Consider the following 21,898-nt stretch of genomic DNA (forward strand, 5'->3'; position numbering starts at 1 on the left):
GTGGGAGTGACAAGTGTGGCGGGATTTTCATGGACTCACTGATCACGGCCGCAGCACACGCACTTGCAGCGGGCGATCCTCTTGGCGCCCTGAATCGGGTCGCGCTGCGCGACGACGCGGCAGCACTCGCGCTCCGTGGCATCGCCATGGCGCAGCTCGGCGATCTCGCCCGCGCGAAGACACTCTTGCGCCGCGCCGCACGCGCCTTCGGTCCGAAAGAGGCCGTGGCCCGCGCCCGGTGTCTTGTCGCCGAGGCGGAGATCGCGCTGGTCTCGCGCGATCTCACCTGGCCGCAGAAGGTGCTCGAGGGGGCGCGGGCTGCACTCGAGGATCACGGCGACCGGGTGAATGCCGCCTACGCGCGGTATCTCGAAATCCGGCGCCTCCTCCTGATCGGACGTCTCGACGCGGCCGAGCACGGGCTTGCCGCGCTCGACCCTGCGCCCCTCCCGCCCGCGACACGGGCCGCCTATGAACTTGTCGTTGCGGGAATCGCGATGCGGCGCCTGCGGACAACGGTGGCGCGCGCATCACTCGCGCGCGCCGCGCATGCCGCACGCCTTGCGGACATCCCTGCGCTGATTGCCGAGGTGGAAAGCGCTTCCCGTGCATTCGACGCACCCGCGGCGCGCCTAGTCGCCAATGGCGAGGCGCGTCCCCTCCTGCTTGAGGAGGTGGAGGAGTTGCTGGCCTCGGGCGCGCTTGTCGTGGACGCATGTCGCAACGTCGTGCGGAACGCCGGAACGGTGGTGTCGCTCAACACGCGCCCGGTGCTGTTCGCGCTCGCCCGCACGCTGGGCGAAGCATGGCCCGAAGACGTGGCGCGGCGCACGCTTCTCAGCCGTGCGTTCGGAGCGAAGCACGCCGATGAATCGCATCGCGCCCGGTTGCGCGTCGAGATCGGACGGCTGCGCGCGGAGCTTGGGACGCTGGCCGAGGTGCGCGCGACGCGCCAGGGCTTCGCGCTGGTGCCGCGCGGCGCCGCGAAGGTCGTCGTTCTGACACCTCCCATCGACGAGGAGCATTCAGCCGTGCTCGCCCTCCTCGCCGATGGCGAGGCGTGGTCGAGCTCGGCACTGGCGCTCGCTCTCGGCGCCAGCCAACGCACGGTGCAGCGGGCACTGGAACAGCTTGCGGCGGCCGACAAGGTGCAGTCGTTCGGTCGCGGTCGCGCCCGCCGCTGGATGACTCCGCCCGTGCCGGGATTCCCGACGATTTTGTTACTCCCTGCTCCAGTGCCGAACGGCTAGGGTCGGAGCATGATGAATTGGGATGCAAAGACGATGAAACAATCTGCAGCTGAAGTCCTCCATGAATACGGTCCCTTTCCGGGGGTCGAGGGCGTGCACGGCGTCACGTTCGACGGCCAGTATGTCTGGTTCGCCTCCGGAGACAAACTGAACGCGCTCGATCCGGCAAGCGGCGAGACGGTGCGCTCGATCGATACCGCCGCGCATGCCGGAACGGCTTTCGACGGCGAGCATCTGTTTCAGATCGCCGAGGCGCGCATCCAGAAAATCGACCCCGAGACCGGGCGCGTGCTCGCCACGATCCCGGCGCCCGGGGGCGGCGCTGACTCGGGACTTGCCTGGGCCGAAGGGACGCTGTGGGTGGGACAGTACCGGGAGCGGAAGATCCATCAGGTCGATCCGCAATCCGGTGCTGTCCTGCGCACCATCGAGTCCAACCGCTTCGTCACCGGGGTAACCTGGGTCGACGGGGAGCTTTGGTGCGGCGCATGGGAAGGCGACGAGAGCGAGTTGCGGCGTCTCGACCGCGATACGGGCGCGCTTCTGGAGAGGCTCGAAATGCCCCTCGGAGCGGGCGTGTCGGGGCTCGAGTCCGACGGCAAAGACCGGTTCTTCTGCGGCGGCGGGAAAAGCGGCAGGCTACGCGCCGTCCGCCGGTCCGCACGAAGCACCTCGACCGAAGACGGCTCCGAGGTTCCCGCCGGCTCAACGGCCGAATAAGCGGCCCGAGACGTCAACTCGGGGTAGACCGGATGGCGACGGACCTTTCGCCACGCCTTCTCGCCGTTGTGGACGCGCTGCCGCTGCGGGAAGGCATGCGCGTCCTGGAGATCGGATGCGGGCCGGGCGCTATGGCGCGTGAAATCGCACGCCGGATCGGCGACGGGCACGTCCTGGCCATCGACCGGTCGGCCAAGGCGATTAAACAGGCCCGCATCGCATCCAAGGCGGAGATCGCGTCCGGACGGCTTACGCTGCGCGAGGTCGCCGCCGAAGACCTGGAATTGAGCGCCGGCGAGACCCCGTACGACATCGCGGTTGCCGTGCGCGTGGGCGCCCTGGACGGGCGCCATCCGGAAGCCGGGCGGCGGGCCAGGCGCCGGATCGCCGCCGCACTCACCCAGCAGGGGCGCCTGTACATCGACGGCGGCGGCCCGTTGCGCCTGATCCCGCTGGACGATTGACCGTCGGCCGGAGAGGCGCCGCCACAGGACGGTGCCCCGCGGTTCATGCCGGTTCGACGATCGGCACGACCGTGCGCCGGCGGATGTCGCGCGTCCGCACAGTGCTGTTGACGTGCCATTCCAGGAGCGCGTTCAAGAGCGCCTGTTTGACCGTCGCCTCCTCGGGCTCGTCCCAGAGATTGCGCCGCTCGTGCGGGTCGTTCTCGAGGTCGAACAATTGCCCGTACCGTTCCCCCGCGAAGTGGACGAGCTTGTGGGTGCGCGAGCGGACCATGGTCAGGTAGTCGGCACCGGTGAAGTTCACGTCGCCGCCCTGTTCGCAGAAGACATGGTCGCGCCCGGCGAAATCCGCCCCTTCCAGCGCCGGATTGAGCGACATCGCCTCGTAGGACTCCTCCAGCGGCGCGCCCGCCCATTCCAGGATCGTCGGCCCCAGGTCGAAGAGTTGCACCATTTCGTCGACCGTGCGTCCGCCCCGGAAACGCTCGGGTGCGCTGACGATCAGCGGCACGCGCGTGACCTCCTCATAAGGGGCCCATTTCTGGCTCAAGCCGTGATCGCCCAGGCAGTCGCCGTGATCGGAGGTGAAGACGATGATGGCGTTGTCGAGCCGTCCCGTCTCTTCCAGCGCGTCGAGGATCTCGCCCACCTCACGGTCGATCATCTCCACATTGGCGTAGTAGTAGGCGCGCAGACGGTGGAGCTGCTCGCGGGAAGGGTCGAGGTCCCAGGCGACCGAATCATGGTCGACGTCCACGTCGTGACGCCGCTTTTCCACGAAGGGCGGCGGCAACTGCCGAAGCTCCTCGTCGTCGACCTGCGGCAGCGGCACATCGCGCTTCATGTATTTGTCGGCGTAGTCGGGGGTCGGATCATAGGGCGGGTGCGGGCCGGGAAACCCGACGACGAGGAAGAGCGGCTTTTCGAGCGGCTTCGTCTTGAGCCACCACTTCGTCATCCCACCCACGAAATTGTCTGATTGCAGATGCGGCGGCAAATCCCAGGTGAAGGCGCCCAGCCGCGACTTGTAGTCGGGGCGCTTGCGGTATTCCTCGCGCTGCTGCTTCTTCAGCCCGTGGGCGGCGAGCGCCTTGTCCCACTCGTCGAAGAACCAGCGACCCTCGTAGTAGCGGTCCTTGTTCTCCACCACGTAGCGCTCGTCGAAGCCGGCCGGCGCGTCATAGGGGATGGTGTGCATCTTGCCGATATTGACCGTGTGGTAGCCCGCTTCGCGCAGTTTCGACACCCAGGTCCGGCTCCAGGCCTGCCCGTTGGCCAGCACGCCCGTGGTGTGCGGGTAATAACCCGAAAACAGGCTGGCGCGGCATGGCACGCAGCTCGGCGCGGTGACATGGCAATTGCTGAAGCTCACGCCGCGCGCGACCAGCCGGTCGATGTTCGGCGTGTCCATGTGCTCAGCACCGAGGGAACGGATCGTGTCGTATCGCTGCTGGTCGGTGACGATCATCACGATATCGGGCTTCTGGGGCATTTTTTCTCCTTCTTGTTTGGCATGCCGGTGCGGACGAGCCGCAGGCACTACAGGCTCAGGTCGAAAAAGCGCTCGGCAAGAACGTCGATGTGCGCGCACATGGCAGTGCGGGCGACTTCCGGCAGGCGGCGCCGCATCGCCTTGTAGATCGCCTTGTGGTCCTCGATGGAACGACGGCGGTTGGCCGGATGCCTGGTCTTGTCGTACCAGCGGTCCCAGAGCGAGCTTTCGCGCATCTTCCACAGATGCGCGACATAGCTCTCGATGACGCTGTTCCCCGCCGCCCGCGCGATCAGCATGTGAAACTCCACATCCGCCCTGTCGAAGCGCGGTATGTCGTCGACACGTGCTTCCATGCGCTCGATGCAATCGAAGATCACCGCAAGCTGGTCCTCGGTCGCCCGCTGCGCGGCGCGGAAGGCCGATTCTCCCTCCACCACGCGGCGCGCTTCAAGGACCTCCCACGGGCCCACCTCCTCCACCGCGAGGAGGTCGCCGCGGTCGCGCTCGCGCATGTTCTCGGGCAGCACGAAAACCCCCGCCCCAAGGCGGATCTCCACGAAGCGCATGATCTCGAGCGCAAGCAGGGCCTCGCGCACGGTCGTCCGGCTGACCTCCAGCGTCGCAGCCAGTTCACGCTCCGGCGGCAGCCGGTCTCCGGTCTTGAAGACGCCGGAATTGATGCTGTCGGCCAGATGCTGGGCGATCTGCAGATAGCGGCGACCGCCGGACGGAAGCTCAAGCACGCTCATTCTTCAAAACTCCCTGCCGATTGCGAATCCGCGCCAAGAAGACCGGCCAGAACATCGTCAGGACGGCGAGCGCGAGAAAAAGCAGCGCATAGGGGCGCTGGAGAATTTCCCAGAAATTCCCGTCGGACATCATAAGCGATGCGCGCAACTGCTCCTCGGCGATGGGGCTCAGGACGAAACCGATGACGAACGGTCCCAAGGGAACGCGCGCGGCTTCCAGCCCGAGGCCAATGACGCCGAAGGCGATCATCACCCACACGTCGACGAAACTGCCGTTGATGGCATACGAGCCGACGACGCAGAAGATCAGGATCGGTCCCAGGAGCCCGGCGCGCGGGATCTGCGCCACCCGGGCGATATATTTCACCGCGCCCCACATCAGCGCGAGCATGATGACGTTGGCCACGAGATAGGCGGCGATGATGCCGTAGGCGATCTCGGGCGCGTTCTGGAACAGGAGCGGACCGGGCTGCAGATTGTGGATGGTCAGCGCGCCGATCAGGATCGCTTCGGTAACGCTGCCCGGAATGCCCATGGTGATGAGCGGTATGAGCGCCCCGCCGATGGAGGCGTTGTTGGCACACTCTCCGGCCACCACGCCGGGCTCATAGCCGGTGCCGAAACGCTCGGGCTCACGCGAGACCTGCTTGGCGGTGGTATAGGCCATGAGCGCCGCGATGTTCGCCCCGATGCCGGGCAGCAGGCCGATCCACGTGCCGATGACCGATGAGCGCAGCATATTGAGACCGTGCACCTTCGCGTCCGACCAGTAGATCGGCAGACGCGATTTCGGCAGCGCCGGCTTTTTCTTCGACACCGGCGCGGCGGCGTCGCGCAGGATCTGGCTGATGGCGAAGGCACCGATCAGCACCGGCAGGAGCCCGAAACCCGATAGCAGAAGGTCCTGGTCGAAGGTGAGCCTGGCCTGACCGGTGGAACTGTCGATGCCGGGCAGCGCGAAGGCCATGCCGAGCACCGCCGCCAGCAGCCCTTTCACCATGGAGCTGTGGGCGAGCGCGGCGAGCATGACCAGGGCCATGAGCACCAGCGTGAAATACTCCCAGGGTCCGAACTGGAGCGCAAAACGGGCAAGGGCCGGCGACATGCCGGCGAGAAACATCCAGGAGATGATGCCGCCCACGACCGAGGCGAGGATCCCCAGGGCAAGCGCGCGCTCGGCCCTGTTGTCGCACGCCATCGGATAGCCGTCGAAGGTCGTGACGATCGATGCGGGCGTTCCGGGCATCCGCAGCAGAATGGCAGTGATCAGACTGCCGGAGATGCCGCCGACATACTCTCCGATCAGGAGCGTGACGGCGCTGACCGGATCCATGTGGAAGGTCAAAGGCAGGGTCAGCGCGATCAGCATGGAGGCCGTCAGGCCCGGTATGGCGCCGACGACGATGCCGAGCGCGGTGCCGGCGAACAGGAACGCCAGATTCGGCCATGTGAACAGGAGGATGAAGGCGTCACCCATGTCAGCCGAAATCCACATAAAGGAAATGGGTGAAGACGTAGCCGAGCGCGAGAGCGAGCCCGAGTCCGATGGCGCCGAACAGCAGGCCCGTGCGCAGGTCGGCCCTGTGAAGGACGAGCCCGCTCACCGTCATCATGGCGGTGGTGGCCGGCACGAAGGGCACATGGGCGAAATCGAGCGCGCCGACATAGACGACCAGCGCGACCAGGATCAAAAGACCGCGCAACGGGCTTGCCGCCGAGGTCACGTCCTCATCCGGCATGGCGGCGTCTTCGTCGTCGGATGATTTCTGGTGCAGCACCGCGCGACCGGCGATGATGGCGCTGAAGATCAGCATGAGAACCGCCAATGCTCTTGGCAGGGCAGCCGAGCCCAGCGGATCGAAGCGCGGCGGCGGCAGGGACGCGGCGCCGTAAAGCAGCACCACCGCCACGATTGCAACCAGGCCCGCAAGGACGAGGTCCGCCGTCATCTCCCGGCTCTGTCTGCGCGAATGTTCCATTGCACCACTCCCAACGGTCCCGACGCGAAGACTGCCCCTGCCCGCCCCGGCCTCGCCTCCGGTCTACTGGATGGTCGCCGCCACGTCCTCGAGTTGGTCGAGCGTCTCCCGGGCGTCTTCCATCGCCGCCCCGCCATCCATCCAGTAGGGCTCGAGCGTGTTGTTGCGGAAGTATTCGACGATCTCTGGATCGGCGATCGCCTTTTCCAGCGCGCCGGCCAGGACGTCCATGGCCTCGTCGGGCGTGCCGGCCGGGGCCAGCCACCAGTTCGGGTTGGCCCAGGTGACGTCGTAGCCGAGTTCGGTGGCGGTCGGCACGTCGGGCAGATCGGGAAGGCGCTCGCGGCCGAAATAGACGAGGGCCTTCAGCCCATCGCCCTGCGCCAGGAACTCGGAAGCGGCGAACAGGGCGATATCGGCATTGCCACCAAGCAGGAGACGCAGGCGGTCGGCACCGCTGTTGGCAGTCACATAACGCGTTTCGAACCCGGCCTCATTGGCCAGCATGGCGCCCACGAAATGGGGAATCGTGCCGATACCGACGGCCTCCACCAGACTGCGCGGCTCCTCCTTCAGATGCGCGATCAGTTCATCCAGCGTGTCGAAGGGCGCATCCTCACGCACCGCCCAGACCGGGCTGCCGCCGCCGGTGTAGCCGATGGACTTGAAGTCATCCAGGCCGAAATTGCCCAGATCCATCGCTGCGGCTATCAGAAGCTGGTGATGCCAGTGCACGATGGTGTGACCGTCGGCGTCCTCGCGCTGCATTTGGTTGACGGCATTGGCGCCGGCGCCGCCGTCAACATTGACGACCGCCATGGCCTCGTCGAGCCAGCCCTTCTCCTGGATCTTCTCCGCGATGAGCCGCGCCACGACATCGGTGCGTCCGCCCGGCTTGAACGGCACGATGACCTTGACCGGCTTCGACGGATATTCCTGCGCCGAGACCGCGCTCGATGATATTGGACCGACCAATCCGAAAGCGCCCGCCGCCATAGCGAGAAGCGCCAACGACCGCGCGGAACGCCAGATCCAATGGAAATTAGGTTCATATGCCATGAAAACTCCTCCCTTTCACGCGCCATTCAACTTGCCTCGAATGGCCCAACCACTATACTAGTCACAGCCTTATTGTCTAGACCAGTCGAACAGCATGCGCCGATCGCGGGAGGAGCCCATGGACGAACGTCCGGACATCGTCATGGTGATGACCGACCAGCATGCCGCGCGTATCATGGGGTGCGCCGGCGATGGGATCGCCGAGACACCCAATCTGGACCGACTGGCCAGCCAGGGCACACGGTTCGAGAACTGCTATTGCCCTTCCCCGCTCTGCGTTCCCTCGCGCATGGCGTTCTTGAGCGGCCTCGAGCCGCATCGCTCCGGCGTGCTCACCAACGACGACTATCTCGCTTCGGACATTCCGACCATCGCTCACGCGCTCGGCGCGGCGGGCTACGACTGCCGGCTGGTGGGGCGCATGCATTTCTACGGCCCCGACCAGTTGCACGGCTTCGGCGCGCGACCCGTCGGCGACATCGGCGCGAGCTTTCCCGGCGCGCCGCCGCCGGACATCGGTCCGCTGACCAAGGGGCGTGGCAACAGGGGGCCGGAGCTGGAGCATTCCGGCGCCGGTGAAACATCCTATCAGGCCTATGACCAGGCGGTGGCCGAACAGGCGATCGAGACCTTGCATGCGCTTGCCGGACAGCGCCAGCGCTCCGGCAGGCCCTTCTTCCTGCTGGTGAGCTTCTTCTGCCCCCATCCGCCCTATATCGCCCGGCGTGCCGACTACGACGTCTTCGACGGCCGCGTACCGCCACCGTCCCTCGGCGCGCCGGAGACGGATCACCCGGCGATTGCGGCCTGGCGGGAAGCCGGCGGCATCAACGCCGTCTCGGCCCAGGCGACGCACAGAAGCCGTACCGCCTATTACGGCCTGGTGCGCATGATCGACCGCCTGTGCGGCCGGCTTTTCGACGCAATCGATACGCTCGGCCTCGACAATGCCGTGACCATCTACGCCTCCGACCACGGAGAATGTGTGGGGGAGCGCGGATTGTGGTGGAAGAGCGTCATGTACGACCAAAGCGCGAAAGTGCCGCTGGTGATCCGCGCGCCCGACATGCCCCTGGACATGGTGGACAGGCGCGTGACCAATCTCATCGATCTTTCGGCGACGATCCTGGGCTGGGCCGAAGCCCCTGCCCTGCCGCAACACGCCGGACGCGACCTGCGAAAGTCTGCGGGGTGGAACAACGAGACTTACAGTGCTTATTATGGCGGGCTCATGAATATCAGCCTTCCTCCCTTGCGTCATCGCATGGTCCGCACGGACCGGTATAAACTCATCTGGTTCGACGGCGACGAGCCGATGCTGTTCGATCTCGAGGCGGACCCGCTCGAACAGGATGATCTGGCGGACGACCCCTCCTGTGCGGCCACCGTTTCGGCGCTTGAACGAAAGGTGCTCGAGGGCTGGGATCCGGCAGAGATCGCCACGCGCCAGGATCTTAATCGGGCGCGGGCTCGTGTGATCCGCCAATGGGTTCGCGCCACGCGGCCACAAGAGCCGGCGCGGTGGCTCGATCCGCATCCGGGACGCAACCGCTATGAGTGAATGCGCGGAAAGTCCAAAACGCTGCTGTCCCTCCGTCTCGCGCTCCGGGACCGTTCCTGCGGCACAAACGGCCGTTGCGGCCGGCTCCGGCACCGAGGGCCCTCCGGCGCGGCTCATTTCCATCAAGGGCGGCATCGCCGTGACAGGGACGAACACGCCTCTTCTGCGCGAGGACGGCGAGGGCCCCGCGCGGACACATCGCCTGCGCCCTTACCGGATCGATCCGCACGCGGTGACCAACGCCTGGTTCAATCGCTTCATCGAGGCGACCGGCTACCGCACGGACGCGGAGCGTTTTGGCTGGTCTCTGGTCTTTTATGCGTTCGTGCCAGAGGGCACGGAGGTTCAAAGCGTCGTCGAAACGCCGTGGTGGCTCAAGGTGCAGGGCGCGGACTGGGCGCATCCTTCCGGCCCGCAATCGTCGCTCGACGGGCTGGAGGATCATCCCGTCACGCACGTCTCGTGGCGCGACGCGACGGCGTTTGCCGAATGGGCCGGCGGACGCCTGCCCACCGAAGCCGAGTGGGAGCACGCCGCACGCGCCGGACGGCAGAACGCGATATTCCCCTGGGGCGAGACCGAGCCGACGGACGAGGCGCCACTGTGCAATATCTGGCAGGGGCGCTTCCCTCACGACAACACCCTTGCCGACGGCTATTTCGCGACGGCGCCGGTCGACAGCTTCGCGCCGAACGCCAACGGCCTCTACAATATGGCCGGCAATGTCTGGGAATGGTGCGCGGACGCCTTCCGCATCCGCTCGGTCGGAGGCCGCGCGCGCCATGCCAACCGCGCGGCGGCAGCGCAAGGCATGAAGCTGCTCAAGGGCGGCTCCTATCTTTGCCACAAGTCCTACTGCTACCGCTACCGGATCGCAGCACGCACCAGCGCCAGCGCCGACAGCTCGACCGGCCACATGGGCTTCCGGCTGGTTTTCGACGGTTAGACGGACACCGGTTTACCGTTGGCGTCATCGCCCGGCGCAGGCGACCTTCTCTTTCCAGAGTTTTGCGTAGCGGCGCAACGCCTCGTCCTCGCCGGTCGGGCCGATGATTGCGGATGGCGGAGCGGTACCGGGCATTCCTGCCAACAAGGCCGCGCCCAGGCTCGTCCCCGTCCCGCCGCCGTCCTGAACCACCACCGGACGCCCCGTCGCGGCCGACAGCATCGACAGATAGGGACGGTTCGCGGCGAACGGGCCTTCGACGACGGTTTGGCCCCGTGCGCCGACAAGATCCAGACAGGTGGCCGTCATCAGCGCAAGATAGAACGAGGCGGCAACGAAGCGCCGGCCCTCGACGGGCTCCGCGCCGGTCCAACCTCCTTGCCGGTCGGGATAAGGGCCTGTGCCGCCCTCTACCGAGGGGAGCAACATGACCGCTTCCGACAGCACGGCGCGAAGGTCGTTCTCCCGCCAGTCCTTGCCCGCACCTTCCATGACACGTTCGAACTCCCGGCCGCCCATGAACCGGGCGGAGGGCACCGGGTCACCATGGGCATTCACGTTGATCAGCGTGTCGCGCGCGGGATCGAGAGGCAGATCGTCGCCGCCCACCGCCATGGCGATCACCCAGGTACCGGTCGACACGACCGCAAAGGGCTGGTTGCGCGTGATGAGATGGGGCAGGAGCGAAGCGTTCGAGTCGTGGATTCCGCACACGACCGGGGTTGCCGGGTCGAGCCCGGTCCGGTTGACGACGTCAGGCAGGATCGGCCCGAGCACCGCATCCGCGCGGCGCAGTGGCGGAAAGAGCGCGCGCCAGGCCATTCGGTCGACCAGCGACGCATAATCCCGCTTCCTCGGGTTCCAGAGATCGGAATGGCAGCCCAGCGACGTAACCTCGCCTGCGGCGATCCCGGTGAGCCTGTAGCCCCAGAACTGCGGATAGGTAAGCACCGCATGCACCCGGCCGAAAGCGTCCGGGAATGTCCGCTCAAGCCAGAAGAGCTGCGCACCGAGGTTCAAGCCGTTCGGCAGCTTCGGCGATCCGGTCTCCGCGAATGGGGACCGGACCGCCTCATACTCCTCGCGCAGACCGTCGGGACCGTCATGTTCATAGTCGAGAACCGGCAGGACGAGGTCGCCGGCTGCACCGACGAGCGCCGCCGTCGCACCATGCGTGGTGAGCGAAATCGCATCGACGGGATGTTCGCGGCCGAGCGCGGAAAGGCCGTCGAGTATGAAGGACCACAGGGCTTCGATATCGTGATGCGGATAGGGGCCGCCGGCCAGCGGCCGGTTCGGCATCTTGCGCACGGCGACCTCGGAAAGGTCTTCGAGGTCAACCAGCGCCAGCTTGGCGTTGGTCTTGCCGATGTCGATGACGGCGACGTGGCGGATAGCGGCCATCCTCAATCCATGTGGAAGACGGTTTCGAGCGGCACGGCGACCGGCTCGTTGTCCGGCTTGGTCTCCATGATGTCGGCCATATGCGCCCACCAGCGCTGCATCACCGGGTGGCTCGGCAGATCGTCCATGGCGTGGCCGTCGACGCGCCACAGCACGCCGAAAAGCGTCCCGGTCTCCTCATCGAGGTGGATGGAATAGTCGGAAATGCCGGCCCGCTTCAGGAGCGCCACCAGCTCGGGCCAGATGGCGTCGTGCCGGCGCCTGTATTCGTCCTTCATGCCGGGGTTAAGCTTCATCCTGAAGGCATATTTCTCGGGCATCAGCCGCTCCGCGCCGCCTTCAGGCGGTTCCACAGGATCGGCAGGGCGATGACGGTGATCAAGAGCAGGCCGGTGAAGATCGACATGACGATGCCGGGCACGTTGAGAAGGCCGAGGCCGAAGGTCACCAGCCCCATGATGAAGGCGGCGAGCACCACGCCGATGATGGAACCCGCACCGCCAAGAATGCTCACCCCGCCCAGCACCACCATGGTGATGACCTCGAGCTCATATCCGAAGGCGATGGAAGGCCGGGTCGAGGCGAGGCGCGAGGTGATCAGCACCGCCGCCACCCCGGCCATCAGGCCGGTCAGGCAGAAAAGGATGAACTTTACGCGCTCCACGCGGATGCCGGAGAAGGCGGCGGCGACGCGGTTGTTGCCGATGGCGAAGACCGCACGGCCGAAGCTCGTGCGGTGAAGCAGGAACCAGAAGACGAGTGCGGCGAGAAGGAAAAGAACGAACTCGAAGGAGACGACCCACCAGACGTAACCCTGGCCGAAGAAGGCGAAGCTTTGCGGATAGCCCTTGTAGGCCTGGTCGCCGAGGATGATGTAGGCGATGCCGCGGAAGAGGCTCATCGTGCCGATCGTGACGACGATGGACGGCAGGCCGAGCCGCGTGACAAGCAGACCGTTGAAGGCGCCGCAGGCAAGGCCCGTCCCCAGGCCGATCAGCACCAGGGCGGGCGTGTCGAAACCCGCCTGCACGGCCATGCCCATGAGCGTCGAGGCGAACGCGATGATCGCCGCCACCGACAGGTCGATCTCACCGGAGATGATGAGCAGCGCCATGGCGAGCGCGATCAGCCCTTTCTCGACGAAATTGAAGGTCAGGTCCGACAACGACCATGCATTCAGGAAATAGGGCGAGGCGAGGCTGTTGATGATGAAGATCGCAACGGCGATCAGAACCAGGAGCATCTCCCAGCTGAAGAGAGCCGCTGCCAGCGGCCGGTCGAGCCGGTCTGGGATGTGGCGCCGCGCCTTGGTCAGGTCCGTCGTGGTCATGCCGTCGCCGCCTTCCTGAGGATGATGCGCCCTTTCTTGCGTTCGCCACGGGCGTTGAGAATGACGGCGAGCAGGATCGCCGCGCCCGAGATGGCGAGCTGCCAGAAGGGCGAGATGTTGATGACGGGAAGCGCGTTGTTGATGATGCCGAGGAACAGCGCGCCCATCACCGCGCCCGCCACACTGCCGATGCCGCCGGCAATCGAGATGCCGCCGATCACGCAGGCCGCCACGATGGTGAGCTCGTAGCCACTCGCCACTTCCACCGAGGCGATCACGTAGCGCGAGATCCACAGATAGCCGCAAAGCCCCGAGACGAGCCCGGAGATCACGAAGGCGATGAACTTCGTGCGGCCGACGTCGATGCCCGTATAGACGGCGGCCGTCGGGTTGACGCCGATCGCATAGATGGCGCGGCCGAGGGGCGTGCGGGTCATCAAGAGATAGAAGACGGCGATCGCAGCGATCGCGAACCACGACAGCACCGGCAGGCCGAGGATCGCCCCGCGCTGGAGATTGATGAAGGCCTGGCTCATCTGATCGGCGTTGACCCAGGCGCCGCCGGAGACCACGAACGCGGCGCCGCGGAAGACCGTCAGCGTGCCCAGCGTGACGACGATGGGCGGTATGCCCAGAAGCCAGACGAGCAGGCCGTTGAAGGCGCCGAGGGCCGCGCCGATCAGCATGGCGAGCGCGATCAGAATCGCCACCGGGATTTCGGGGAAGGCGGCGTTCGTCATGGCCACCACCATGCCGGTGAAGGCGAGGTTGGAGGCCATGGACAGATCGATGGAGCGCGTCAGGATCACCGCCATCTGGCCGAGCGCCAGGATGATCAGGATCGAGGTGTCGTTGAAGACCCTCAAGAGATTGCCCGGCGCCGCGAAAGCCGGAAAGCGCGTGGCGATCAGCCCGATCAGAAGCACGATCGCAGCCAGGAGCCAGATCTCGCGATTTTTCAGAAGCGTCTTCATGCGGCGATCCCCGCGGCGGCCCGCACCAGCGTCTCGGCGTCGAGGTCGTCATTGTCGAAGATTTTGGCGATCCGGCCCTCGCGCATGACGACGATGCGGTCAGACATGCCGAGCACCTCCGGCAGCTCGGAAGAGACCATGATCACCGACAGCCCGCCTTCGACCAGTTCCGCCATGAAGGCGTGGACGGCGGCCTTGGAGCCGATGTCGATGCCCTTGGTCGGCTCGTCGAGGATGATCACCTTCGGCTCGGTCGCCAGCCATTTGGCGATCACTACCTTCTGCTGGTTGCCGCCCGAGAGCGTGCCGACGTCCTGGGAAAGCGAGGCTGCACGCAGGTCGAGCCTTTCGGCATAGGTGCGGGCAAGGCGGAACTCCTCCGCCAGCCGCAGAACGCCGTGCTTCGAAGTCCGTTTCAGAGAGGGCAGCGAGATGTTCTGGAAGATCGGCAGGCCGATCACCACGCCCTGGCTGCCGCGCTCCTCCGGCACATAGGCGATGCCGGTAGCGACAGCGTCGGCCGCCGATTTCGGCGCGATCGGCACGCCGGCCAGCGTCATCGTTCCAGCACTCACCGGGGTCATGCCGGCGATCGCCTGCATGACCTCGCTGCGGCCGGCGCCGACGAGGCCATAGAAACCGAGGATCTCGCCTTTGCGCAATGCGAAACTGATGTCGTCGAATTCGGTCGGATGCGAAAGGCCGGAAACCTCGAGCAGCGGGCCGCCGACCGTCGGCCGGCGTTCGGGAAAGATGGTGTCGACCGCACGACCCACCATCATGCGCACGATCTGCCGCTGATCGGTCTCGGCCAACAGGCCCTCGCCCACCATCTCGCCGTCGCGGAAGACGGTATAGCGGTCGGCGATGCGCTCAATCTCGTCGAATTTGTGGCTGATGAAGAGGATCGCCTTGCCCTCGTCCTTGAGGAACTCGATCAGGAGAAAGAGCTCCTCGATCTCCTTTGCCGAAAGGGCGGCCGTCGGCTCGTCCATGATGACGATCTGCGCGTCGATCGACATGGCGCGCCCGACGGCGACCAGATGCTTGTTGGCGATGCCGAGGTCGCGCAGCCGCGCGGTCGGATCGATGTGCGCGGCACGCATGGCATCCAGCACCTCGCGGGCCTCAGCATGCATCCTGCGCCAGTCGATGGTGCCGAGCCGCGTCTTCGGGGCATGGCCCAGGAAAATATTTTCCGCCACCGAGAGGTCGTCGAACAGCACGGTCTCCTGGTGGATGGCGGTAATCCCGTTTTCGAAGGCCGCATGGGCGCTCGGCAGCTTGACCGGCGCGCCGTCGATCCTGATTTCGCCCGCATCCGGCTGATAGATGCCGGTCAGGATCTTCACCAGGGTCGACTTGCCGGCGCCGTTCTCGCCGATCAGCGCCGTCACCTGGCCCGGGTAGAGCGCGAGGCTGACATCGGAGAGCGCGCGCACGCCGGGGAAACTTTTGGTGATCCCCGCCAGCGTCAGCCGCGGCTGTGCGGCGCTTTTCGGCTGGCGCAGTTCGCTGATTGGAGCCGATGCATGCATGGTCATTCCCGTAGCCGGCCGGCGACCGGATGAGGGTGCGGCAAAGCCGAACTTCGCCGCACCTGTGGTTAGCCGAAAGTCAGTAGATCTTCGAGAACTCATCGATGTTCGACTCGTCGAACTGGAACGGGGGCGCCATGGCCGCCGCATTGTTCTCGTCGAGCGTCACCTCGCCGACACGGCCGATGGACAGCGTGGCGCCGGGCTCGGCTTCGACCTGATCCGTCGCCAGCGAGTGGGCGAGATAGACGGCGGAGTAGCCGAGGTCGATCGGGTTCCACAGCGCAACGGCCTGGCTGGCACCGTTGTCGATGAACTGCTTGAACTCCGACGGCAGCGCGAGGCCGGTGACGTTGATCTCGCCGATCAGGTCCATGTCCGTCACCACCTGGGCGGCGGAAACGACGCCCACCGTCGTCGGCGCGATGATGGCGTCGAGATCGGGATAGGAGGCGATCAGGCCCTTGGCCTCGTTGGTGCTTTTCACCGAGTCGTCGTCGCCGTAGACGACGGCGACGAGGTTGATGTCGGGGAACTTCTCCGGCAGCACTTGTCTTGCCGCGTCGATCCAGGCGTTCTGGTTGGTCGCCGTCGAGGAAGCCGAGAGGATCGCCACGTCGCCGCCGTCCGGCAGGTAGTCGGCGGCAAGCTTGATGATGGTCTCGCCGATCAGGTCGGTGTCGGACGGGTTGAGGTGCACCTCACGACCCTCGGGCGCGACGCCCGAATCCCAGGAGATGACCGTGATGCCGCGCGCCATCGCCTTCTTCAGCACCGGCACCAGCGCATCCGGATCGTTGGCCGAGATCGCGATGGCGTCGACCTGCTGGGCGATCAGCGAATTGACGATCTCGATCTGGCCTTCCGCCGTCGCCGAGGTCGGGCCGGTATAGATGATCTCGACGTCGCCGATCTCCTCGGCCGCTTCCTCGGCCCCCTTGGCCGCGGCGTCGAAGAAGCCGTTGCCGAGCGATTTCACCACCAGCGCGATCTTGACCTCGTCGGCCTGGGCCGCGCCCGTCAGCATGGCGGTCGTGATCGCCGCCGTTGCGAAGAGTTTCTTCCAGAATGCCATATCTTCCTCCCTTTGGTTCGAATGATCGGTGTCGCCCTGTCTCAGGCGGGTATCGACGACTCCTCCGTTTTCGAAACGGAACTGCGCGCGATCACCAGGCCGACGCCCGCCTCCTCGATCATCCTGGCCTCGTGATCCTCAATGCCCTCGTCGGTGATCACGGTCGCGATGCGCGAGAGCCCGCACAGGATCAGGCTCGAGCGCTGACGGAACTTGGAGGAGTCCACCAGCACGACCAGCTCGTCCGCCTGGTCGATCAGCTTCTGCTCGGCCTGGATCAGGAGCGGGTCGCCCTCCATCAGGCCGAGCGGCCCGAGCCCCTGTGCGCCCATGAACATGCGCCGGGCATAAAAATTGCGCGTCACGTCGTTCTCAAAAGGCGACAGGATGATGTTCTGCTCGCGATAGATCGTGCCGCCCGACAGCATCACCGTGTTCTTGGAATGCTTCAGAAGGTGCTCGGCGATCGGAAAGGAGTTGGTGAAGATCGGCATGCGCCGGTTGGAAAGGTAATGCACCATCTGGAAGGTCGTCGTACCGCCGTTGATGATGATCGGCTCGCCGTCCGAGCAAAGCTCCACCGCCTCGCGGGCGATCGCCCGCTTCTGGGCGGAGTGCATGGTCTCGTTGACCTTGAAGGGCCGGCCCGCCAGGCCGATGAACTGCGGCGGCGTGATCGCCTCGGCGCCGCCGCGCACGCGGCGCAGGCGCTTCTGCACATGCAGCGCCGCAATGTCGCGCCGGATCGTCGCCTCGGAGGAGGAGGTCAGTTCGACGAGCTCCTGGACCGTGACGACAGGCCTTTCCTGGACGGCCGACAGGATGATTCGATGACGCTCTTTCTCGTGCATGGCTCCTCCCAATGCCTCTATTTGCACACCGATCCGGAACAGTGTCAATCATATTCGATCATTAATTCTCATATTGCAGCGCAATGTGATTGAGAATGACTGAATATGATTGACATTCGATCACAGATCGTGTGATTTTGGCGGGGATCGTTTGCGCCGGAGCCGGCGCGTCAAGGGAGGAACTGCGATGCTCGAAACACGCTCCGCCGCGCGGCTGGCCGATCTTTGGGACGAGGCCAAGGCCGCATCGATGAGCGAGCCCGAGCGGCTTCTGTACCGCTCGAACCTGCTCGGATCGGACAAGCGCATCACCAATTACGGCGGCGGCAACACCTCGGCCAAGGTCGGCGAGAAGGACCCTCTCACCGGCAAAGAGGTCGAGGTGCTGTGGGTGAAAGGCTCCGGTGGCGATGTCGGCACGATGAAGCTCGACGGCTTCGCCACGCTCTACATGGACAAGCTCACCGCGCTGAAGGGGCTTTACCGCGGTCCCGAACATGAGGACGAGATGGTCGGCTACCTGCCGCACTGTACCTTCGATCTCAACCCGCGTGCGGCTTCCATCGACACGCCGCTGCACGCCTTCGTGCCCTCTAAGCATGTCGACCACATGCACCCCGACGCCATCATTGCCATCGCCGCCGCGAAGGACAGCAAGGCGCTGACGGAAAAGATCTTCGGTGACGAGATCGGCTGGCTGCCGTGGAAGCGGCCGGGCTTCGAACTCGGGCTGTGGCTCGAGAAGTTCTGCCATGAAAACCCGCATGCCAAGGGCGTGATCCTGGAAAGCCACGGGCTTTTCACCTGGGGCGATACGGCGCGCGAGGCCTATGCGACGACGATCCGCATCATCAACCGCGCCATCGAATGGTTCGAAGCGGAGACCGGCGACAAGCCCGCCTTCGGGGGCGCGGCACATGAGCCGTTACCGGAAGCCGAGCGGCGCGCCATTGCCGCGCGGCTGATGCCGGCGATCCGCGGTCTGATCTCCGCCGACGAGCACAAGGTCGGCCATTTCGAAGACAGCGCGACGGTGCTCGAATTCGTCGGCGCGCGAGATTTCGAAAAGCTCGCCCCCCTCGGCACGAGTTGCCCCGACCACTTCCTGCGCACCAAGATCAGGCCGCTGGTCGTCGATTTCGACCCGGCAAAGCCGGACGTGGAGGAAACCCTTGCAAAATTGCCCGCGGCGATCGAGGACTACCGCGAGGGGTATGCCGCCTACTACGCGCGCTGCAAGCGGCCCGACAGTCCCGCCATGCGCGACCCCAACGCGGTGGTCTATCTCGTGCCTGGCGTCGGCATGATCACCTTCGCCAAGGACAAGGCGACGGCGCGCGTTTCGGCCGAGTTCTACGTCAATGCAATCAATGTCATGCGCGGAGCCTCTTCCGTGTCCGAGTATATGGGCCTGCCGGAACAGGAGGCCTTCGACATCGAATACTGGCTCCTGGAGGAGGCCAAGCTGCAGCGCATGCCCAGGCCCAAGCCGCTTGCGGGGCGGATCGCCCTGGTCACGGGCGGGGCCGGCGGCATCGGCAAGGCGATCGCCGAGCGCTTCCTGCGCGAGGGCGCCGGCGTGATGCTGGCCGACATCGACGCGGCCGCACTCGAGACGGCGGAAGCCGAGCTTTCCGGGCGCCATTCGGCCGATCTGGTGCGCACTGTGCATCTCGACGTCACACGCGAAGAGGACGTGGCCGACGCCTTCGTTGACGCCGCGCGGGAATATGGCGGGCTCGACATTCTCGTCTCCAATGCCGGCATCTCCTCCTCCGCGCCGATCGAGGACACCGAGCTTTCCATGTGGAACCGCAACATGGACATCCTGTCGACCGGCTATTTCCTCGTCGCGCGCGCGGCCTTCCGCCTGATGAAGGCGCAAGGGACCGGCGGGTCGATCGTCTTCATCTCCTCCAAGAACGGCCTTGCCGCCTCGCCCAATGCGGCGGCCTACTGCACGGCTAAGGCAGCCGAGATCCACCTCGCCCGCTGCCTGGCGCTGGAGGGGGCGGAATTCGGCATCCGCGTCAACACGGTCAATCCCGACGCGGTGCTGCGCGGCTCCAAGATCTGGTCGAGCGAATGGCGCGAGCAGCGGGCGGCAGCCTACAACATGGCACCGGACGAACTGGAGGAACACTACCGCAAGCGCTCGCTGCTGAAGCGCAGCGTCTACCCCGAGGACGTTGCCCAGGCTGCCTATTTCTTCGTCTCCGACATGTCGGCCAAATCGACCGGCAACATCGTCAATGTCGACGCCGGCAACGCGCAGGCGTTCACGCGGTGAGACGAGAGATAGGGAGGAGAAAATGACCGGGAAGCCGATCCCTGCCGATATTATCGAGCGCAAGAACGCCGCGCGCGCGGCGGAACTCAGGCGCGATTACGAGACGCTCGGCGAAAGGCTCGACCGGCGCGGCATCGCCATAGACGCCATCAAGGACAAGGTCGCCGCCTTCGCCATCGCCGTGCCCTCCTGGGGCGTGGGCACCGGCGGCACGCGCTTTGCCCGCTTTCCCGGCCCCGGCGAGCCGCGTGACATCTTCGACAAGCTCCAGGATTGCGCCGTCATCCACCAGCTCACCGCAGCCACGCCGACCGTATCGCTGCACATTCCCTGGGACAAGGCGGAGCCACGGCGCCTGAACGAAGCGGCCGAGCACCTCGGCCTCGCCTTCGATGCGATGAACTCCAACACCTTCTCCGACGCGCCGGGGCAACAGCATTCCTACAAGTTTGGCTCCCTGTCGCACACGGTCGCAGCGACGCGCCGGCAGGCCGTGGAACACAATCTCGAATGCATCGAGATCGGAAAGGCGATCGGTTCCAACGCCCTCACGGTATGGATCGGCGACGGCTCGAACTTTCCCGGACAGGCGCATTTCACGAAGGCGTTCGAGCGCTATCTCGACGCGATGAAGGATATCTACGCGGCTTTGCCCGGCGACTGGCGCCTCTTCACCGAGCACAAGATGTACGAGCCGGCCTTCTATTCCACCGTCGTCCAGGACTGGGGCACGAATTACCTGATCGCGCAGGAGCTGGGGCCGAATGCTTTTTGCCTCGTCGATCTCGGCCACCACGCACCCAACGTCAATATCGAGATGATCGTCGCCCGGCTGATCCAGTTCGGCAAGCTCGGCGGCTTCCACTTCAACGATTCCAAGTATGGCGACGACGACCTCGACGCGGGCGCGATCGACCCCTACCGGCTGTTCCTGATCTTCAACGAGCTGGTCGACGCCGTAACGCGCGCCGCGCCCGGCTTCAAACCGGCGCACATGCTCGACCAGAGCCACAACGTGACCGACCCCATCGAGAGCCTGATGCTCTCGGCGACGGAAGTGCAGCGCGCCTATGCGCAGGCGCTGCTGGTCGACCGCGCAGCGCTCGAAGGTTTTCAGGACGCAAACGACGCGTTGATGGCGACCCGGACGCTGAAGGCCGCCTTCCGCACCGATGTCGAGCCGATCCTTGCCATGGCGCGCTTCGAGGCAGGCGCCGCGGTCGACCCGGTCGCGGCCTACCGTGAAAGCGGCTACCGGGCCAAAGTCGCTGCAGAGCGTCCCGCGAGCGTCGCAGGCGGCGGAGGGATTGTCTGAAGGTTCCTGGCGGCCCTCATTCTTCGTCCGACGCCGGAGCGGATTTAAGAAGTTCCTGCCGCAGCGCCTCCCGGTCGACCTTGCAGCCGGTGAAAATGTCGAAGGCGTCGGCGCCCTGGTGGAAGAACAGCTCGTAGCCGCTCATCACCGCCAAGCCGGCCGCACGCGCATCACGGATGAAGGCGGTTTCGACCGGTGTGTAGACCGCATCGAATGCCCAGCTCTGGCTGCCGATCACCGATTGCGGAATCGCCGTGCCACCGTGGCCGTCCATGCCGAGGGGCGTACAGTTGACGAGCCCGTCGGCGCCCGAGGCGGCATCTGCGACGGTGCCGGCAATCTCGACCCGCAAACCCTGGAATACGGACGCAAGGGCGCTCGCCAGGGCCACTGCTTTCGGCCGGTCGCGGTCGAAGAGCCGTAACTCGGATGCGCCGAGCCGACCAAGGGCGAAGCCGATCGCCCGGCCGACGCCACCGGTTCCGGCCATGGCGACCGCGCCGGGACCGGCGTTCCCGAAAACGGTGCGGAAAGCGGCGATGAAGCCTGTATGGTCGGTGTTGAACCCGGCGGGCGTCGGGGCGTCGAAGACGACCGTGTTGCAGGCCGCCATGGCGCGAAGAACGGGGTCGTTGACCGCCAGCTTTGAAACAACCCTTTCCTTATAGGGATAGGTGACGTTGAGGCCGCGATAGCCGCGTTTCCCGCACGCTGCAAAGACGGCGTCGAAATCCCGCCCGAGATCGGCGGGCACGAGGCGATCGTAGGTGACATCGAGACCGCACAGGCGCCCTGCTATGCGGTGCAGGCGCGGCGATTGCGAGCGCGCGATGTTGTCACCGACGAGCCCGAGGCGAATGGTTTCCCGTGCCGGAGAGGAGGCCTTCATCGAGACCGC

General features: G+C 65.6%; 20 protein-coding genes. 7 read left to right on the forward strand and 13 right to left on the reverse strand.

The genetic code is table 11. The annotated features are described in order from the left end of the window. Positions 1 to 29: 29 nt before the first annotated feature. The 3 genes from SIN08_RS20790 to SIN08_RS20800 are packed head-to-tail and all read left to right on the forward strand — an operon-like array spanning position 30 to position 2,434. The gene (locus SIN08_RS20790; RefSeq protein WP_322453524.1) at positions 30 to 1,250 is read left to right on the forward strand and encodes a helix-turn-helix domain-containing protein; all 1,221 of its coding nucleotides are present in this window, start codon (positions 30 to 32) and stop codon (positions 1,248 to 1,250) included. 33 nt (positions 1,251 to 1,283) lie between these two features. Then, complete coding sequence (locus SIN08_RS20795; RefSeq protein WP_322453525.1) at positions 1,284 to 1,970, forward strand: PQQ-binding-like beta-propeller repeat protein; 687 nt, start codon at positions 1,284 to 1,286, stop codon at positions 1,968 to 1,970. A gap of 32 nt (positions 1,971 to 2,002) precedes the next feature. After that, positions 2,003 to 2,434: a class I SAM-dependent methyltransferase gene (locus SIN08_RS20800; RefSeq protein WP_322453526.1), complete on the forward strand. Its 432-nt coding sequence runs from the start codon at positions 2,003 to 2,005 to the stop codon at positions 2,432 to 2,434. A gap of 43 nt (positions 2,435 to 2,477) precedes the next feature. On the opposite strand, the gene SIN08_RS20805 is transcribed toward SIN08_RS20800, so the two are convergent. From SIN08_RS20805 to SIN08_RS20825, 5 genes are all read right to left on the reverse strand, one after another. Then, positions 2,478 to 3,926, reverse strand: coding sequence for a sulfatase (locus SIN08_RS20805; protein WP_322453527.1), 1,449 nt, complete (start codon positions 3,924 to 3,926; stop codon positions 2,478 to 2,480). A gap of 47 nt (positions 3,927 to 3,973) precedes the next feature. After that, on the reverse strand, positions 3,974 to 4,678 hold the full coding sequence (locus tag SIN08_RS20810; protein WP_322453528.1) for a FadR/GntR family transcriptional regulator: 705 nt from the start codon (positions 4,676 to 4,678) through the stop codon (positions 3,974 to 3,976). Continuing rightward, positions 4,665 to 6,155, reverse strand: coding sequence for a tripartite tricarboxylate transporter permease (locus SIN08_RS20815; RefSeq protein ID WP_322453529.1), 1,491 nt, complete (start codon positions 6,153 to 6,155; stop codon positions 4,665 to 4,667). Before SIN08_RS20815 ends, SIN08_RS20810 begins: the two co-directional genes overlap by 14 nt. Position 6,156: 1 nt before the next feature. Further along, a complete protein-coding gene (locus SIN08_RS20820) occupies positions 6,157 to 6,657 on the reverse strand; it encodes a tripartite tricarboxylate transporter TctB family protein (protein WP_322453530.1) in 501 nt (166 codons plus the stop codon). A gap of 63 nt (positions 6,658 to 6,720) precedes the next feature. Next, the gene (locus SIN08_RS20825; protein WP_322453531.1) at positions 6,721 to 7,716 is read right to left on the reverse strand and encodes a tripartite tricarboxylate transporter substrate binding protein; all 996 of its coding nucleotides are present in this window, start codon (positions 7,714 to 7,716) and stop codon (positions 6,721 to 6,723) included. A gap of 118 nt (positions 7,717 to 7,834) precedes the next feature. On the opposite strand from SIN08_RS20825, the gene SIN08_RS20830 reads away from it, so the two are divergent. Together SIN08_RS20830 and SIN08_RS20835 are read left to right on the forward strand one after the other, a co-directional pair. Continuing rightward, positions 7,835 to 9,277, forward strand: a complete 1,443-nt coding sequence (locus SIN08_RS20830; protein WP_322453532.1) for a sulfatase-like hydrolase/transferase — start codon at positions 7,835 to 7,837, stop codon at positions 9,275 to 9,277. After that, the gene (locus SIN08_RS20835) at positions 9,270 to 10,223 is read left to right on the forward strand and encodes a formylglycine-generating enzyme family protein (RefSeq protein WP_322453533.1); all 954 of its coding nucleotides are present in this window, start codon (positions 9,270 to 9,272) and stop codon (positions 10,221 to 10,223) included. Before SIN08_RS20830 ends, SIN08_RS20835 begins: the two co-directional genes overlap by 8 nt. Before the next feature lie 24 nt (positions 10,224 to 10,247). Here the strand turns inward: SIN08_RS20835 and SIN08_RS20840 are convergent, their stop codons facing one another. The 7 genes from SIN08_RS20840 to SIN08_RS20870 form a co-directional block, all read right to left on the reverse strand. Then, the gene (locus SIN08_RS20840; protein WP_322453534.1) at positions 10,248 to 11,627 is read right to left on the reverse strand and encodes an FGGY-family carbohydrate kinase; all 1,380 of its coding nucleotides are present in this window, start codon (positions 11,625 to 11,627) and stop codon (positions 10,248 to 10,250) included. 2 nt (positions 11,628 to 11,629) lie between these two features. Beyond that, a complete protein-coding gene (rhaM, locus tag SIN08_RS20845) occupies positions 11,630 to 11,947 on the reverse strand; it encodes an L-rhamnose mutarotase (RefSeq protein WP_322453535.1) in 318 nt (105 codons plus the stop codon). Next, the gene (locus SIN08_RS20850) at positions 11,947 to 12,957 is read right to left on the reverse strand and encodes an ABC transporter permease (RefSeq protein ID WP_322453536.1); all 1,011 of its coding nucleotides are present in this window, start codon (positions 12,955 to 12,957) and stop codon (positions 11,947 to 11,949) included. Before SIN08_RS20850 ends, rhaM begins: the two co-directional genes overlap by 1 nt. Then, positions 12,954 to 13,931, reverse strand: a complete 978-nt coding sequence (locus tag SIN08_RS20855; RefSeq protein WP_322453537.1) for an ABC transporter permease — start codon at positions 13,929 to 13,931, stop codon at positions 12,954 to 12,956. The genes SIN08_RS20850 and SIN08_RS20855 overlap by 4 nt, the downstream gene beginning before the upstream one ends. Beyond that, positions 13,928 to 15,469, reverse strand: coding sequence for a sugar ABC transporter ATP-binding protein (locus SIN08_RS20860; RefSeq protein WP_322453538.1), 1,542 nt, complete (start codon positions 15,467 to 15,469; stop codon positions 13,928 to 13,930). Before SIN08_RS20860 ends, SIN08_RS20855 begins: the two co-directional genes overlap by 4 nt. Positions 15,470 to 15,548: 79 nt before the next feature. After that, positions 15,549 to 16,544, reverse strand: a complete 996-nt coding sequence (gene rhaS / locus SIN08_RS20865) for a rhamnose ABC transporter substrate-binding protein (RefSeq protein WP_322453539.1) — start codon at positions 16,542 to 16,544, stop codon at positions 15,549 to 15,551. Between the two features lie 41 nt (positions 16,545 to 16,585). Further along, positions 16,586 to 17,395: a DeoR/GlpR family DNA-binding transcription regulator gene (locus SIN08_RS20870; RefSeq protein WP_322453540.1), complete on the reverse strand. Its 810-nt coding sequence runs from the start codon at positions 17,393 to 17,395 to the stop codon at positions 16,586 to 16,588. Between the two features lie 187 nt (positions 17,396 to 17,582). Between SIN08_RS20870 and SIN08_RS20875 the strand changes: the two genes are divergently transcribed. Both SIN08_RS20875 and rhaI read left to right on the forward strand, forming a co-directional pair. Next, positions 17,583 to 19,685, forward strand: a complete 2,103-nt coding sequence (locus SIN08_RS20875) for a bifunctional rhamnulose-1-phosphate aldolase/short-chain dehydrogenase (protein WP_322453541.1) — start codon at positions 17,583 to 17,585, stop codon at positions 19,683 to 19,685. A 22-nt stretch (positions 19,686 to 19,707) separates the two neighbouring features. Then, on the forward strand, positions 19,708 to 21,000 hold the full coding sequence (rhaI, locus tag SIN08_RS20880) for an L-rhamnose catabolism isomerase (RefSeq protein ID WP_322453542.1): 1,293 nt from the start codon (positions 19,708 to 19,710) through the stop codon (positions 20,998 to 21,000). 16 nt (positions 21,001 to 21,016) lie between these two features. Here the strand turns inward: rhaI and SIN08_RS20885 are convergent, their stop codons facing one another. Then, complete coding sequence (locus SIN08_RS20885) at positions 21,017 to 21,889, reverse strand: shikimate dehydrogenase (protein ID WP_322453543.1); 873 nt, start codon at positions 21,887 to 21,889, stop codon at positions 21,017 to 21,019. Positions 21,890 to 21,898: the final 9 nt, after the last annotated feature.

The sequence above is a fragment of the Chelativorans sp. M5D2P16 genome (assembly GCF_034427935.1).
Taxonomy (GTDB): domain Bacteria; phylum Pseudomonadota; class Alphaproteobacteria; order Rhizobiales; family Rhizobiaceae; genus Chelativorans.